Source organism: Allobosea thiooxidans, assembly GCF_900168195.1.
In the GTDB taxonomy this organism is placed as follows: Bacteria; Pseudomonadota; Alphaproteobacteria; order Rhizobiales; family Beijerinckiaceae; genus Allobosea; species Allobosea thiooxidans.
In genome coordinates this window covers 135,487-149,410 of the sequence record NZ_FUYX01000001.1, presented here as the reverse complement: position 1 = coordinate 149,410, position 13,924 = coordinate 135,487, and the positions used below count along the sequence as shown (strand labels likewise).

General features: G+C 67.6%; 17 protein-coding genes. 13 read left to right on the top strand and 4 right to left on the bottom strand.

Going from position 1 to position 13,924, the window contains the following annotated elements; genetic code table 11:
- The first annotated feature begins 24 nt into the window (after positions 1–24).
- From ilvN to B5Y19_RS00730, 3 genes are read left to right on the top strand one after another with little or no spacing between them, the layout of a single operon-like run.
- Positions 25–567 (top strand): acetolactate synthase small subunit, encoded by a 543-nt coding sequence (gene ilvN, locus B5Y19_RS00740; RefSeq protein WP_055728911.1) that lies wholly within the window; start codon positions 25–27, stop codon positions 565–567.
- A gap of 16 nt (positions 568–583) precedes the next feature.
- Positions 584–1,837: an FAD-dependent oxidoreductase gene (locus B5Y19_RS00735; RefSeq protein WP_055728912.1), complete on the top strand. Its 1,254-nt coding sequence runs from the start codon at positions 584–586 to the stop codon at positions 1,835–1,837.
- Positions 1,834–2,049, top strand: a complete 216-nt coding sequence (locus tag B5Y19_RS00730) for a hypothetical protein (RefSeq protein ID WP_079590955.1) — start codon at positions 1,834–1,836, stop codon at positions 2,047–2,049. Before B5Y19_RS00735 ends, B5Y19_RS00730 begins: the two co-directional genes overlap by 4 nt.
- 67 nt (positions 2,050–2,116) lie before the next feature.
- Here B5Y19_RS00730 and B5Y19_RS00725 read toward each other — a convergent pair whose 3' ends face one another.
- Entirely contained in the window at positions 2,117–2,662 is a 546-nt protein-coding gene (locus B5Y19_RS00725) for a DUF924 family protein (protein ID WP_055728914.1), read from the bottom strand.
- A 141-nt stretch (positions 2,663–2,803) separates the two neighbouring features.
- Here B5Y19_RS00725 and B5Y19_RS00720 point away from each other — a divergent pair, with 141 nt between their 5' ends.
- The 3 genes from B5Y19_RS00720 (at position 2,804) to B5Y19_RS00710 (ending at position 4,977) form a co-directional block, all read left to right on the top strand.
- The gene (locus B5Y19_RS00720; RefSeq protein ID WP_055728915.1) at positions 2,804–3,469 is read left to right on the top strand and encodes a TetR/AcrR family transcriptional regulator C-terminal domain-containing protein; all 666 of its coding nucleotides are present in this window, start codon (positions 2,804–2,806) and stop codon (positions 3,467–3,469) included.
- Between the two features lie 14 nt (positions 3,470–3,483).
- Complete coding sequence (ilvC, locus tag B5Y19_RS00715) at positions 3,484–4,503, top strand: ketol-acid reductoisomerase (RefSeq protein WP_055728916.1); 1,020 nt, start codon at positions 3,484–3,486, stop codon at positions 4,501–4,503.
- Positions 4,504–4,746: 243 nt separating this feature from the next.
- Positions 4,747–4,977 (top strand): hypothetical protein, encoded by a 231-nt coding sequence (locus tag B5Y19_RS00710; RefSeq protein WP_055728917.1) that lies wholly within the window; start codon positions 4,747–4,749, stop codon positions 4,975–4,977.
- A 244-nt stretch (positions 4,978–5,221) separates the two neighbouring features.
- On the opposite strand, the gene B5Y19_RS00705 is transcribed toward B5Y19_RS00710, so the two are convergent.
- A complete protein-coding gene (locus B5Y19_RS00705; protein ID WP_055728918.1) occupies positions 5,222–5,593 on the bottom strand; it encodes a ComEA family DNA-binding protein in 372 nt (123 codons plus the stop codon).
- Between the two features lie 213 nt (positions 5,594–5,806).
- Positions 5,807–6,331, bottom strand: a complete 525-nt coding sequence (locus B5Y19_RS00700; RefSeq protein WP_139384206.1) for a DedA family protein — start codon at positions 6,329–6,331, stop codon at positions 5,807–5,809.
- Between the two features lie 187 nt (positions 6,332–6,518).
- Here B5Y19_RS00700 and B5Y19_RS00695 point away from each other — a divergent pair, with 187 nt between their 5' ends.
- Positions 6,519–7,397 carry an ABC transporter ATP-binding protein gene (locus tag B5Y19_RS00695; protein ID WP_055728919.1) on the top strand — a complete coding sequence of 293 codons (879 nt, stop codon included), beginning with the start codon at positions 6,519–6,521 and terminating at the stop codon, positions 7,395–7,397.
- Positions 7,394–8,185, top strand: a complete 792-nt coding sequence (locus B5Y19_RS00690) for an ABC transporter permease (protein ID WP_055728920.1) — start codon at positions 7,394–7,396, stop codon at positions 8,183–8,185. Before B5Y19_RS00695 ends, B5Y19_RS00690 begins: the two co-directional genes overlap by 4 nt.
- 15 nt (positions 8,186–8,200) lie before the next feature.
- On the opposite strand, the gene B5Y19_RS00685 is transcribed toward B5Y19_RS00690, so the two are convergent.
- Positions 8,201–8,950, bottom strand: a complete 750-nt coding sequence (locus B5Y19_RS00685) for a bestrophin-like domain (protein ID WP_055728921.1) — start codon at positions 8,948–8,950, stop codon at positions 8,201–8,203.
- 162 nt (positions 8,951–9,112) lie between these two features.
- Here B5Y19_RS00685 and B5Y19_RS00680 point away from each other — a divergent pair, with 162 nt between their 5' ends.
- From B5Y19_RS00680 to B5Y19_RS00660, 5 genes are all read left to right on the top strand, one after another.
- Entirely contained in the window at positions 9,113–10,138 is a 1,026-nt protein-coding gene (locus tag B5Y19_RS00680) for an ABC transporter substrate-binding protein (protein ID WP_079591072.1), read from the top strand.
- An 89-nt stretch (positions 10,139–10,227) separates the two neighbouring features.
- A complete protein-coding gene (locus B5Y19_RS00675) occupies positions 10,228–11,307 on the top strand; it encodes a sensor histidine kinase (protein ID WP_055728923.1) in 1,080 nt (359 codons plus the stop codon).
- A gap of 122 nt (positions 11,308–11,429) precedes the next feature.
- Entirely contained in the window at positions 11,430–11,837 is a 408-nt protein-coding gene (locus B5Y19_RS00670) for a nuclear transport factor 2 family protein (RefSeq protein ID WP_055728924.1), read from the top strand.
- Positions 11,838–11,936: 99 nt separating this feature from the next.
- Complete coding sequence (gene pdxY, locus B5Y19_RS00665; protein WP_055728925.1) at positions 11,937–12,785, top strand: pyridoxal kinase PdxY; 849 nt, start codon at positions 11,937–11,939, stop codon at positions 12,783–12,785.
- A 10-nt stretch (positions 12,786–12,795) separates the two neighbouring features.
- Positions 12,796–13,911, top strand: coding sequence for an endonuclease/exonuclease/phosphatase family protein (locus tag B5Y19_RS00660; protein ID WP_055728926.1), 1,116 nt, complete (start codon positions 12,796–12,798; stop codon positions 13,909–13,911).
- Positions 13,912–13,924 lie beyond the last annotated feature (13 nt).

Here is a 13,924-nt window from a genome sequence, read left to right as displayed (position 1 = left end):
CTCCAACCCGCCTGCAGGTTTGCCATGTCGAAGCCCGCCACCCATTATCCGAATGCCCCCAAGTCGCAGCCGAGCAAGCGCCACACCCTGGCGGTGATCGTCGACAACGAACCAGGGGTTCTTGCCCGCATCGCCGGGCTGTTCTCGGGCCGCGGCTACAACATCGAGAGCCTCACCGTCTCCGAGACCGAGCATGAGAAGCACCTCTCGCGCATCACCGTCGTGACCTCGGGCACCGCCAGCGTGATCGACCAGATCAAGGCGCATCTCGACCGGCTCGTCCCGGTGCATCGCGTCGTCGACCTGACCGAGCAGGGCGAGGCGATCGAGCGCGAGCTCGCGCTGATCAAGGTGGTCGGCAAGGGCGAGCACCGTGTCGAGGCGATGCGGCTCGCTTCCGCCTTCGGCGCGCGCACTCTCGATGCCTCGCTGACCTCCTTCGTCTTCGAGCTGACCGGCTCGACCGAGGAGATCGAGCGCTTCATCAAGATGATGACGGTGGTGGGCCTGACCGAGGTGTCGCGCACCGGCATCGCGGCGATGAGCCGCGGGCCGGAGGCGATGTGAGCGCACCGTCCGATCGGTGAGCCGACGCTACGACATCGCCGTGGCCGGCTGCGGGCCGGCCGGGCTGGCGGCTGCCCTGTTGTTCGAACGCGCGGGCCATCGCGTCACGCTGGTCGAGCGCTTCGCTGCGCCGCAGCCGCTCGGCTCGGGCCTGATCCTGCAGCCGACGGGGCTCGCCGTGCTGCGCGAGCTCGGACTTGCCGCAACGATCAGCGCGCGCGGCAGCCGGATCGAGCGGCTCTACGGGCTCGGCGCCGCCAGTGGCTCTGTGGTGCTCGATGTGCGCTATGCCGCGCTCGGCCCGGCGGCCTCGGGGCTCGGCGTGCATCGCGGCAGCCTGTTCGAGACCCTGTTCGACGCCGTCACGGCGCGTGGCATCGCGATCGAGACAGGTTGCGAAGTCGTCGATGCCGAGCCGGGCAGCGGTGGGCAGACGCTGCTGCACCTGCAGGGCGGGCGCCGGCTCGGGCCGTTCGACCTCGTGGTCGATGCACTCGGTGCCCGCTCGCCCTTGCTCGGCCGGGCGTTGCGTCCGGCCCGGCAGCGTTCGCTGGGCTATGGGGCGATCTGGGCCAATGTGCCGCTCGCGGAGGGCTTCGATCCGCATGCGCTGGAGCAGCGCTACCGCCGTGCCAGCGTCATGGTCGGCGTGCTGCCGATCGGCAGGGCTCCGGGAGCGGATGCGACGCTCGCCTCCTTCTTCTGGAGCCTGAAGCCGGACAGCCATGCCGGCTGGAAGGCGCGCGGCCTCGCGGCCTGGAAGGACGAGGTGCTGGGCCACTGGCCGCAGACGGCGCCGCTGCTCGCCCATCTGGATGATGCCGACCAGCTGCTGCTCGCCACCTATCGCCACCATACGCTGCCTGTTCCGGCGGGGCGGGGGATCGCCTTCGTCGGCGATTGCGCCCATTCGACCAGCCCGCAGCTCGGGCAGGGTGCGAACATGGCCCTGCTCGATGCCTTTGCGCTGGCGTCGGCCGTGGCCGAGGAACGCGATATCGCCGCGGCACTGCAGCGCTATGCCAGGCTCAGGCGCGGGCATGTCCGGCTCTATCAGGCGGCGAGCCGGCTGTTCACGCCCTTCTACCAGTCCGACAGCCGGCTGCTGCCGCTGATCCGCGACCGGCTGGTGCCGCCGCTGGCGCGAGTCCCGGGCGTCGACAGGCAACTGGCCCTGCTGGTCGCGGGGCTGTATGGCGATCCCTTGCGGACCCTCAAGCTGGGGCCGGCCTTTCCGATGGAACCCGCCCGAGCGAGCGTGCAGGCATGACGCATTTCGGCCTCGAACAGATCGCGCTGCTGCTCGGCATCGTCGGATTCGCCTGCTTCGCCGGGCCGATCGTGATGCGCCTGACCGGCCGGGCGCAGGCCGAGCCGTTCGGCAGCAGCAAGAGCCTGCGTTCGCCGCTGTGGTGGGCCGGGTTCCTGCTGACGATCGCCGCCATCTTCCTGCAGCGAATGGCGAGCCAGCAGGGCGGCTGAGGAAGGCTGCATGATTCCAGGACGATGTCTTCGGCGTGCCCTGGAAGGATGTGGGCGGCGCCAAGCCTCAACCCGCGAAGCCACCGCCGGCCAGAAAGCTTTCTTCCGCAGGGGTGGTGTCGCGCCCCAGCACCGGGTTTCGATGCGGGAAGCGGCCGAAGTCGCGGATGATGTCGCGGTGGATCTCGGCATATTTCACGCCCTCGGGGTCCGCGGCAGCGGCGCAGAGCGCGATGCAGCGTTCCTGGTCGTGCAGCTCTTCCGAATGCATGAAGGGCATGTAGAAGAAGCGCTTTTCGGGCGCGCCATAGGCGTCGTCGAAGCCGCGCGCGATCGCGCGCTCCGCAATCGCGAGGGCCTGCGCATCGGTGGCGAAGGCGCGCGGGCTGTCCCGGAACATGTTGCGCGGAAACTGGTCGAGCAGGATCAGCAGCGCATAGGCGCCCTCCGGGGTCTTCTCCCAATCACCGAGCTTCCCCGCCGCCGCGCCCTCATGAGCGGGCAGGAAACGGCGCGTGATCTCGGCGTCGAAAGCCGTGTCCTTGGCGAACCATTTTTCGGGACCGGCCTCGCGCCAGAAGGCGACGATATCCGCGGCGCTGGGCAGGGGCATGGAGAACTCCGTTGGTCAGGCGAGCGAGCCCAAGAGATAATTCTTCCGCCGCCCGTCGCCAGCCCCGAATAACGCTTGCCGGCCGGCGGCGGCTGCGCTAGATCCCTGAACCGTAACGTACGGTACTGGATCGCAGCCGGCATGACCATGGCTCAGGCAGAGACGCAAGGCGAGGCGCTGACCGCGCGCCAGCAGGCCGTGCTCGACGCCGTGCTCAGCCTGATGGTCGAGAAGGGCAGCGGGCTGACCATGACCGCGGTGGCGCGGCGGGCAAGCTGCTCCAAGGAAACCCTCTACAAATGGTTCGGCGACCGCGACGGGCTGCTCACCGCGACCGTGCAGTGGCAGGCCTCGAAGGTGAGGGCGGGCAATTACGAGCGCCAGAAGCTCGACTCCGGGGCGCTGCGCGAAAGCCTGAAGCGCTTCGCCGCGAACTGGCTGGAGGTGATATCCTCGCCGACCTCGATCGCGCTGAACCGCATCGGTATCAGTCAGGCGGCGTCGCGCGAGGGCAATCTCGGCTCGATCGTGCTGGCCAATGGCCGCTTCGCCATCGGGGAACGCCTGAAGCCCGTGCTCGATGCCGGGCGGGAGGCGGGGCTTCTCGCCTTCGACGATACCGAGACCGCCTTCCGCACCCTCTTCGGGCTGGCCGGCCGCGACGTCCAGATCCGGCTGCTGCTCGGTGATACGCTGACGCTCAGCAAGGCCGAGATCGCCCGCGATGCGGAGCGCGCGACCGAGCAGTTCCTCACCCTCTACGGCACGGCGCAGAACGATCCGGGCCGGAAGACGAACAACGCGTGACAAAGGAGACACCCATGCGCGTCTATTACGATCGTGATGCCGACATCAACCTGATCAAGGGCAAGAAGGTCTGCATCGTCGGCTACGGCTCGCAGGGCCATGCCCATGCGCTCAACCTGCGCGATTCCGGCGTCAAGGAGATCATCATCGCGCTCAAGGCCGGCTCGGCCACGCGCAAGAAGGCCGAAGAGGCCGGCTTCAAGGTGATGACCCCGTCGGAGGCCGCCAAGGTCTCGGACATCATGATGATGCTGACCCCGGACGAACTGCAGGGCGACATCTATCGCGACGAGCTGCACGCCAACATGAAGGAAGGCGCCGCTCTCCTGTTCGCGCACGGCCTCAACGTCCATTTCAACCTGATCGAGCCGCGCAAGGACCTCGACGTGCTGATGGTCGCCCCGAAGGGCCCCGGCCACACCGTCCGCTCCGAGTATCAGCGCGGCGGCGGCGTGCCGACCCTGATCGCGATCCACCAGGACGCGACCGGCAACGCCCATGACCTCGGCCTCTCCTACGCCTCGGCCAATGGCGGCGGCCGCGCCGGCATCATCGAGACCACCTTCAAGGAAGAGTGCGAGACGGACCTCTTCGGCGAGCAGGTCGTGCTCTGCGGCGGCCTGGTCGAGCTGATCAAGGCCGGCTACGAGACGCTGACCGAGGCCGGCTACGCTCCGGAGATGGCCTATTTCGAGTGCCTCCACGAGGTGAAGCTGATCGTCGACCTCATCTATGAGGGCGGCATCGCCAACATGAACTACTCGATCTCGAACACCGCCGAGTACGGCGAGTACGTCACCGGCCCGCGGATCATCACCGCCGAGACCAAGGCCGAGATGAAGCGCGTCCTCAACGACATCCAGTCGGGCAAGTTCACCCGCGACTGGATGCTCGAGAACAAGGTCAACCAGACCTCGTTCAAGGCGACCCGCGCCCGCTACGCCGCCCATCCGATCGAGGAAGTCGGTGCCAAGCTGCGCGACATGATGCCCTGGATCAAGGCCAAGGCCCTGGTCGACAAGACCAAGAACTGAGCCGTGGTTCCCGCGTCGGCCTCCGCCGGCGCGGGCTTCCCAGCCTGGTTCGAGCGGTTGCGACGGAGATTTTCCGTTCTCGTCGCAACCTGCTGATATCAGGTGGTTATGCCGATCTGAACGGGCGGTGGCGGCAGCTGCCGCCCGTTCCTTTTCAGGGCGGCGGGAACCAGCCGGACCGACAGGCGTTTCCATTGCGGTGCATGGCCCGATCGGCCAGCGGAACACCAAAGGGAGACGGACATGACGGTCGATACCCGACCCAAAGTGCCCGAGCAGGATCTGGAACAGCTGCGGGGCGGCGATCCGCTGCCGCCGCTGAGGGCGGACCACCACAGCGACGATGATCCGGCTGTGGAGACCCCCGTCGAGGCGCGGCAAGGCTTCCTCGGCCGTCCGGTCCTCGTGGTGCTGGTCGCCGGGCTCGTGCTGGCGATCGTGGCGTGGCTTGCGGTCGAGATGCTCGTCTACTGAACACCCGCGTAAGACGATCGTGTTTGCCTGCTGACAGGGAGGCTGCGATGGCTCTCTTGCGAATGCTCGAAACGCCTGTGGCGATCCGCGTCGTGCTGGCGCTCTCGCTGGCGATGATGCTGGCCGTGATCCTCGGCCTCGCCTGACGGGACGTTCCCGATCGGAGCGCCTGCTCCGATCCGGATTTCAACGGTGGAAGCCTCCGACGCCCGGGCGCCGGAGGTTTCTTCATGCACAGGCCGGGTCAGAAGGAGACCTTGTCCTTGATCTCGGCCTCGACATTCGCGGGCAGGGCGGCGCGCTTCACCAGATCGGCAAGATCCTTGAACTTCGCCTTGCCGCGCTCCTCGACGATCTTCTTGGCGCGGACCTCGCCGATGCCCTTGAGCGTGTCGAGCTCGGCGGCAGTGGCGGTGTTGACGTTGATCTTCTTGGTCTGCGTCGCGGCGGCAGCCGGTGCCGCGGGCTTGGCTGCCGGCGCTGTCTGCGTCGGGGCGGGGGCGGTCGCCGGCGCCGCAGGCTTGGCGGGGGCGGGCTGCGTCGCGGTCTGGGCGAAAGCCTGGCCGCCCAGGGCGGCGAGCGCGACGAGGGGGATCAGGAAACGAGACATCGTCATGGCTGGGACCTCGCAGGGTCGGCCCGGATCATCGCATCCGACGGGGGCCGGGTCCCGCCGCCGGACGACGCTGGCGGCACGAGACCGTCCAGCGTGCCGCGCCGCGCTCGCCGAGATGGTGGCGTGCCGCGATGCGACGCCGCCAATTGACGCTCTTCGGATTGAACCGGTGCGGAACGCCGCGTTCATCTGGCGCTCAGCTTGCGGGCGCCGTCAGCGTGCGAAGAACTCGCTGACGCGCCCGACACCGTAGAGCAGCCCGAAGCCCCAGGCGAAGGAGGCGGCCCAGTTCGCGAGCTGGAAGGCCCAGAACGGCATGACGACGATGCCGGCGACGATCGCGATCACCGCCCGCAGCGGGCCGAAGAAATGGCCGATCAGGATGCTGGCGATGCCCCATTTCTCGAAGAAGGCATGGCCGCGGTCGAGCAGCTCCGGGTTCTTGGTGAAGGGCCAGTAGTCATGGACGCGCGGGCCGAGGAAGAGCCCCGCCCAGTAGGACACCCAGAAGCCGCTGCCGGCGCCGAGCGAGGCGGCGAGCGCCAGCGGCACGAGGTTGAGCCCCGAAGCTCCGGCGACTGCGCCGAAGGTGGTGAAAAATACCGTGGCCGGCACCAGCCAGGAGAGGATCGCGACGCATTCGGCGAAGGCGACGGCGAAGACGATCGGGATCGCCCATTGCTGGTGCGTCTGCATGAACTCGACGAGCGTCTTCATGGCGTGTTCGAGATCGGCCATGCGTTCGTCTTGCTCCGGCATATCGAGGGTGGCTCTGGCATATGGCCGTGTCGGCGGAACGATGCAAGCGACGCACGGCCGCGGGAGCGGGCCACGTTGCCTTCCCGGAGCGATCGCCTATTAATTCCGGCATGCAGAAGAGCTGACGGCGCCAGACAAGGCGGCGCTCGACGGGGAAACGGATTTCATGGAGTTGCAGGATCGCCCGCACCCGGTTGCGGGAGCAGGGCCGGATTCGCCAGGCGTGGCCGCTGTCGCGCTCGGCGGCATCGACATCACCTTCCATCTCGCCGATGGCGGCCGCTATCAGGCGGTCAAAGGCATCGATCTCAAGGTCTTCCCCGGAGAGTTCGTCTCGATCGTCGGGCCGACCGGCTGCGGCAAGTCCACGCTGCTCAACGCGGCGGCCGGGCTGCTGACGCCCTCGTCCGGCTCGGTCGGCATCTTCGGCAAGCCGCTCGCGGGCCTGAACCGCCGCGCCGGCTACCTCTTCCAGCAGGATGCGCTGATGCCGTGGAAGACGGCGCTGGAGAACGTCAAGGTCGCGCTGGAGCCGATGGGCGTGCCCGAGCGCGAGGCCGACCAGCGCGCGCGGGAGTGGCTGGGGCGCGTGGGCCTGCGGACCTTCGTCGACCGCTATCCGCATATGCTCTCGGGCGGGCAGCGCAAGCGCGTCAGCCTCGCGCAGATGCTGATCCGAGACCCCGAGATCCTGCTGATGGACGAGCCTTTCGGGCCGCTCGACGCGCAGACCCGGCAGATCATGGGCAACCTGCTGCTCGACCTCTGGTCGCGCGACCGTAAGGCGCTGATGTTCGTCACCCATGACCTCGAGGAGGCGATCGCCCTCTCCGACCGGGTCGTGGTGATGTCGGCCGGGCCGGCGGCGGGAATCGTCGCCGATTACAAGGTCGATCTGCCGCGCCCGCGCGACATTGCCGATATCCGGCTGGAGAAGGCCTTCCACGAGATCCATCGCGACATCTGGGCCTCGCTGCGCGTCGAGGTGCAGAAGGCCTATGCGATGGGCGAGGGCCGCGAGCTGGTCGGGGGAGACGCATCATGAAGCGGGCGAGGCTCATCGCGCTCCAGATCCTGGTGATGCTGGCTTTCCTGCTGGTCTGGCATGTCGTCACCACCACCAGCCTGTTCGGCGACGTCAAGACGATGCAGTTCTTCTTCTCGACGCCATCGGCGGTGTTGGCGCGCACCTTCAAGCAGCTGACCAGCGCCGACATCTACTGGCATCTCGGCATCACGCTGACCGAGACGGTGCTCGCCTTCGTCATCGGCTCGCTGGCGGGAATCCTGTTCGGCTTCGCCTTTGCGCGGCGCGAGCTGCTCTCGGCGGTGTTCGACCCCTATATCAAGGCGGCGAACGCCCTGCCGCGCGTGGTGCTGGCGCCGATCTTCGCGCTCTGGTTCGGCCTGGGCATCTGGTCGAAGGTGGCGCTCGGCTTCACGCTCGTCTTCTTCATCGTGTTCTTCAACGTCTATCAGGGCGTGCGCGAGGTCTCGCCGACGATTCTGGCCAATGCGCGCATGCTCGGCATGAACGAGCGCCAGCTCTTCAAGCATGTCTATTGGCCCTCGGCGCTGACCTGGATGTTCTCCTCGCTGCACACCTCGGTCGGCTTCGCGCTGGTGGGCGCGGTGGTGGGCGAGTATCTCGGCTCCTCGGCGGGGCTCGGCTACAAGATCCATGAAGCCGAGAGCGTCTTCGACGTCACCGGCGTCTTCTCGGGCATGCTGATCCTGGCGATCTTCGTGATCGCCATCGACGCGCTGGTGACGCTGGTCGAGAAGCGGCTCCTGGTCTGGCGGCCGGGGCAGAGCGCGACGACAACGACCTAGCGGCGTGCGCCGTCGTCACCGGCGCATTTCGGTGAGGGCCCGCTGCAGGGGCGCGGACGAGACCTGGATCGGCCCGTCGAAGGGCAGATCCATGTCCACGATCAGGTAGATCGCGCCGCCGATCAGCGCCGAGGCCGCGATGAAGCCGGTCACGACCACGGCGTTGCGCGGGGCCCGGAAGCCGTAGGTGGCGAAGATCAGCACCAGCCAGGCCACGAGCATCAGCATCAGCGGCCGCGGCAGCGAGCCCTCGGCCTGCTCGACCAGGCTCCAGCGCAGTTCCAGGGCCTTGCGGTATTGCTCGCGGATGTCGTTCCAGATCGAGAGCTGCGGGTCGCCGCGCGGTTCGAAGCTCCGCAGGCGCGTCCCGACATCCTCGAGCAGCCCTTCGGAGGTCTTGTCCGACAGCCCGCCTTCCGCGGTCCAGTGGCCGTTGGCGGCGCGCTCGGCATAGGCGAGCAGCTTCTGGCGGGTCTCGTCGGCCTCCGGGCCATAGAGCAGCAGCATCCGGTCGAGCAGGATGAGCTCCGTGGCGTAGCTGTGCACATCCTGGTTGACGATGTCGAACCGGCTCTTGGCCGAGGTGATCATCAGGCCGAGCACGAGCGAGGTCATCACGACGAAGATGTTGGCGATGAGATGGACGACCTGCCGGGTGTCGTCCTGCCGCTGATGCTCCGGCAGGCGCTCATAGGAGAACAGGGCGCCGAGCGAGGCGGCGGTCAAGCAGAGAAACACGAAAACGGCGATGCGCACTTCGTTCATGGCCAGCCCTCGACTTGCTGTTCCAGCAGGTGGACACGCCTGAAGCACCGGCCTCGCCGCCGGCTCGGGATTTGTTGCTCCCGTTCTTCAATCTATCCTATGTTCGCGACGAATGCGCCCCAGAAGCGCCAGCAGGAATCAACCGGAGGAACCTCTATGTCCCTGTCACGCCGCGGCGCGCTGGCCGCGCTCGCCCTTTCGACCGCGCTCGGCTTTTCGTCGCAGGCTGCGTTCGCCCAGAATGCCGAGAAGCCGAAGCTGACGCTCGGCGTCGGCGGCAAGCAGCTGCTGTACTATCTGCCGCTCACCGTCGCGGAGAAGAAGGGCTTCTTCAAGGACCAGGGCCTCGACGTCGAGATCAACGATTTCGGCGGCGGCGCGAAATCGCTGCAGGCGCTGGTCGGCGGTTCGGTCGACGTCGTGACCGGCGCCTATGAGCACACCATCCGCATGCAGGCGAAGGGCCAGGACATCCGGGCGGTGATCGAGCTCGGCCGCTTCCCGGCGATCACCATCGCGGTGCGCAAGGACCTGGCCGACAAGGTCAAGTCGGCGGCCGACTTCAAGGGCCTCAAGATCGGCGTGACGGCGCCGGGATCCTCGACGGCGCTGACGGCGCAATACGCCATGGTCAAAGCCGGGCTGAAGGCGACCGACGCCCCGATCATCGGCGTCGGCGCCGGCGCCAGCGCGGTGGCGGCGATCAAGCAGAAGCAGGTCGACCTGATCTCGCATCTCGACCCGGTGACCTCGAAGCTCGAGGCCGATGGCGATGTGGTGGCGCTGATCGACACGCGTACCGAAGCCGGCACCAAGGCGCTGTTCGGCGGCGCGAACCCGGCGGCGGTGCTCTATCTCAAGAACGAGTTCGCCGAGAAGAACCCGGTCACGACGCAGAAGCTGGTCAACGCGCTGATGAAGTCGCTGAAATGGCTGGAGACGGCGAAGCCGGAGGAGGTCGCCGACCTCGTGCCGGAAGAGTACCTGCTCGGCGACAAGCCGCTCTATCTGCGCGCGGTCAAGAATTCGCAGGAGAGCTATTCGCGCACCGGCATCTCGACGCCCGACGCGATGAAAAGCATGTACGACTCGCTCAAGCTGCTCGACCCGGAGCTGAGCAACTCCAATGTCGACCTGTCGAAGACCTTCATCGACAGCTTCGCCAAGAAGGCGGCTTCCGGTTCCTGACGCCAAGCGTTGTGTGCAGGGCTGTCATTTGACGTCGCACTTGGCACGCATCCGGTGCATGCTATGCGGATTCGCGCTGGGGGAAACAGGTGAGCGGCGAGACGGCCTTTCTGGATGGCGGCGGCGAGATGGCCGCCGCCATCCGCAATCATGACTGGCGCGCGACTCCGCTGGGGCCGATCGAGGGCTGGCCCTCCGCGCTGAAGACGGCTGTCAGCATGATGGTCAATTCCCGCTTCCCGAAATGCATCGCCTGGGGCCCGGAGCTGGTCACCATCCACAACGACGCGTTCCGCCCGATCCTCGGCGACAAGCCTCCGGCGCTCGGCCGCTCCTTCCGCGACGTCTGGTCCGAGGTCTGGGACGAGATCAGCCCGCTCGTCGCCAAGGCGCTCGCGGGGGAGGCGACCTTCATCGAAGACTTCCCGCTCACCGTCGAGCGCTACGGCCACCCCGAGGAGGTCTGGTTCACCTTCTGCTACAGCCCGATCCGTGACGAGGCGGGCCGTGTCCTCGGCATGATGGACACGGTGATGGAAACGACCGGCAAGATGCTGGCGGAGCGCAACGGCCGCCTGCTCAATGCCGAACTTGCCCATCGCATGAAGAACACACTGGCGATGATCGCGGCGATCGCCAGCCAGACCTTCCGCTCGGCGGAGACACTGGAGGAGGCGCAATCGATCCTCAGCGAGCGGATCGCGACGCTGGGAGAGGCGCATTCCATCCTGACCCGGTCGAGCTGGAGCGGGGCTCCGATCCGCGCCGTGGTCGAGGGCGCGCTCGCGCCGCATCGCTCGGATATCGGGACGATCCGGATCGAGGGCCCGCCGCTGCAGCTCGCGGCCGACCAGGCGATGACGCTGGCGCTCGCCGTCAACGAGCTCGCGACCAATGCGGTGAAGTACGGCGCGCTCTCGGTCGAGGCCGGCGAGGTCTTCATCGCCTGGCGCGCGGGCCGGCCCCAGAGCGACGATGCCTTCCGGCTCGAATGGACCGAGAGCGGCGGGCCGCCGGTCGTCAAGCCGCGGCGGCAGGGGTTCGGCTCGCGGCTGGTCGAGCGGGTGATGGCGCAGAAGTTCCACGGCGAGGTCGAGCTCGACTACCGGCCGGAAGGGCTGCGCTACCGGCTCATCACGACGATGGCACAGATCGCGCCACGCGAGTGATCGTCGGCACGGCCGGACACTCGCCACACGGCGACGCTTTTCGCTTTTCGGACCGCCGACAGGGCGCTGGACTCACCGCTGCGGCGGCGCGACAGTGAGGGGCTGACGTAAGGAGAGGCGAGATGACCGAACGCGCCGCCGTCGAAGCCCTGATCCGCGATGCCTATGCCGCTCGCCACCGCGGCGACCTCGATGCGCTCATGGACTATCTCCATCCCGATTGCAGCTACCGGCTCGCCGGCGGGCCGGAGGCGGCCGAGGTCTTCGCGCGGCCGGACGGCCACGCCGCCGTGCGCGAGCAGATGGCCGGGCTGATCGCGACCTATGCCTTCAGCAACATCGAGGAGCTGGCGCTGACGGTGGACGGCGACCGGGCGACGCTGCACTGGCGCGCCGATGTCGAATGCAAGCCGACCGGCCGCCATGGCTCCTTCGAGGTCATGGACATCTTCACCATCGCCGACGGCAAGGTGAAAAGCCTGACCCAGTTCACCGACACGGCGGGCGTGGCGCGGTTGTCGACGCCCTAGCACCGGTCCTGATCGCGGCCATCACCGCTTTCGATTTGCGCCTCGCGCGAGAGCCGCTAGGTTCGCGGGCTCACCGCGAACGGGGTATCGCTTCGGACCATGAATATTCTCTCGATCCAGTCCCATGTCGCTTACGGGCATGTGGGCAACGCCTCGGCCGTGTTCCCGATGCAGAGGCTCGGCGTCGACGTCTGGCCGATCCATACGGTGCAGTTCTCGAATCACACCGGCTACGGCAGCTGGAAGGGGCGCGTCTTCGACGGCGGCATGATCGACGAGGTGATGGAGGGCATTGCCGAGCGCGGCGTGCTCGCCAGCTGCGACGGCGTGCTCTCGGGCTATATGGGCTCGGCCGATATCGGCCATGCGATCCTCTCGGCGGTCGAGCGGGTGCGGGCGGCGAATCCGAAGGCGCTCTATTGCTGTGACCCGGTGATCGGCGATGTCGGGCGCGGCGTCTTCGTGCGGCCGGGCATCCCGGAATTCATGCGCGAGCAGGCCGTTCCGGCCGCCGACATCGTGACGCCCAACCAGTTCGAGCTCGAGCTTCTGACCGACATCGAGATCAAGACCATCGCGGATGCCCACCGCGCCTTGGAGACGCTGCGGGATGCCGGGCCGAAGGTGGTGATGGTGACCTCGCTCGACACCGAGGAGACGCCGGCCGACTCGATCGACCTGATGGCGGCCGACGCCAAGGGCAGCTGGCGCGTGCGCACGCCCAAGCTCGACGTCAGCGTCAACGGCGCCGGCGACGCGATCGGGGCGCTGTTCTTCACCCATTACCTGCGCGAGGAATCGGCGGCTGCCGCGCTGTCGAAGGCCGCTTCCTCGGTCTACGGGCTGCTGAAGCGGACCAAGGAAGCCGGCTCGCGCGAGATCCTCACCGTGGCGGCGCAGGACGAGTTCGTCGCGCCCTCGCAGATCTTCGCGCCGGAAGCGATCTGAGCGTATCGCGATGAAGCTGCGCATCGGCACCTTCAACGTCGAGAACCTGCTGACGCGCCACCGCTTCGAGCCCGGCGGGCGCACCGAGACGGCGGCGGCGATGTCGCTGTTCCATTTCCCGCGCGCCGATGAACGCGACGCGGTGGAGCGCTCGCTGGCGGTCGCGCTGGAGGACGACAAGCGCCAGATGACGGCGCTCGCCATCGCCGAGGCGCAGGCGGATCTGTGGATGCTCCAGGAGGTCGACTCGCTCGCCAGCCTGCAGGCCTTCTTCGCCAACTACGTCCATCGCATCGCGGACCATCGCTACGGCCATTTCACGCTGATCGACGGCAATGACCGCCGCAACATCGATATCGGCTTCGCGGCGCGGCGGGACCTGTTCGGACAGGGGCAGGTCACGGTGCGTTCGCACAAGGACCTGACCTTCGCCGAGGCGGGGGTGCATGACCGCGAGCTCGCCATGCTCGGCATCGGGCCGCATGGCAAGGTCTTCGCGCGTGACTGCCTGGAGATCGAGCTCGCCTTCGACGGGCGACGGCTCAGCCTGTTCGGCTGCCATTTCAAGTCGATGAACAATGGCCGCGACGACGGGCGGGAGATGACGCTGCCCGTGCGCCGGGCCGAGGCGCGCGCGGTGCGCTGGCTGATCCAGCAGCGCTTCGGCGGCGGCTGGCGCGAGACCAACTGGATCGTGCTCGGCGATCTCAACGGCTATCGCTACGGCCTCGGGCCGCGGGCGGAGCCGGTCGACGAGGGCGCAAGCGGCATCGAGCCGCTGCTGAACGATTTCGCCATCGACCCGATGGGCAGTTTGCCCGCGCATGAGCGCTGGACGCATTTCCGACGCTACTGGTCGGAGGCGCAGGAGAAGCTCGTCGACAGCCACATGCCGCTCGACCATATCCTGCTGTCGCCGTCGCTGGCGGCGGCCAATCCGAAGCCGGCCATGCAGATGATCCGGCGCGGCCTGCCCTATCGCGTGCCGCTCGACCCGCGCGAGCCGGACCGCTCGATGGCGAAGCTCGCGACCTGCGCGAACCGCTATCCGCGCGTCGGCTGGGACCGGCCCAAGGCCTCCGACCATTGCCCGCTCACCATCGACCTCGACATCCCGGAAGGGTGATCCGAAGGACCCT

Bases quoted from the DNA above. Each gene is read 5' to 3' on its own strand.
- ilvN (WP_055728911.1), top strand. From the start codon at position 25: ATGTCGAAGCCCGCCACCCATTATCCGAATGCCCCCAAGTCGCAGCCG.
- B5Y19_RS00730 (WP_079590955.1), top strand. From the start codon at position 1,834: ATGACGCATTTCGGCCTCGAACAGATCGCGCTGCTGCTCGGCATCGTC.
- B5Y19_RS00725 (WP_055728914.1), bottom strand. From the start codon at position 2,662: ATGCCCCTGCCCAGCGCCGCGGATATCGTCGCCTTCTGGCGCGAGGCC.
- B5Y19_RS00720 (WP_055728915.1), top strand. From the start codon at position 2,804: ATGACCATGGCTCAGGCAGAGACGCAAGGCGAGGCGCTGACCGCGCGC.
- ilvC (WP_055728916.1), top strand. From the start codon at position 3,484: ATGCGCGTCTATTACGATCGTGATGCCGACATCAACCTGATCAAGGGC.
- B5Y19_RS00710 (WP_055728917.1), top strand. From the start codon at position 4,747: ATGACGGTCGATACCCGACCCAAAGTGCCCGAGCAGGATCTGGAACAG.
- B5Y19_RS00705 (WP_055728918.1), bottom strand. From the start codon at position 5,593: ATGACGATGTCTCGTTTCCTGATCCCCCTCGTCGCGCTCGCCGCCCTG.
- B5Y19_RS00700 (WP_139384206.1), bottom strand. From the start codon at position 6,331: ATGGCCGATCTCGAACACGCCATGAAGACGCTCGTCGAGTTCATGCAG.
- B5Y19_RS00695 (WP_055728919.1), top strand. From the start codon at position 6,519: ATGGAGTTGCAGGATCGCCCGCACCCGGTTGCGGGAGCAGGGCCGGAT.
- B5Y19_RS00690 (WP_055728920.1), top strand. From the start codon at position 7,394: ATGAAGCGGGCGAGGCTCATCGCGCTCCAGATCCTGGTGATGCTGGCT.
- B5Y19_RS00685 (WP_055728921.1), bottom strand. From the start codon at position 8,950: ATGAACGAAGTGCGCATCGCCGTTTTCGTGTTTCTCTGCTTGACCGCC.
- B5Y19_RS00670 (WP_055728924.1), top strand. From the start codon at position 11,430: ATGACCGAACGCGCCGCCGTCGAAGCCCTGATCCGCGATGCCTATGCC.
- pdxY (WP_055728925.1), top strand. From the start codon at position 11,937: ATGAATATTCTCTCGATCCAGTCCCATGTCGCTTACGGGCATGTGGGC.
- B5Y19_RS00660 (WP_055728926.1), top strand. From the start codon at position 12,796: ATGAAGCTGCGCATCGGCACCTTCAACGTCGAGAACCTGCTGACGCGC.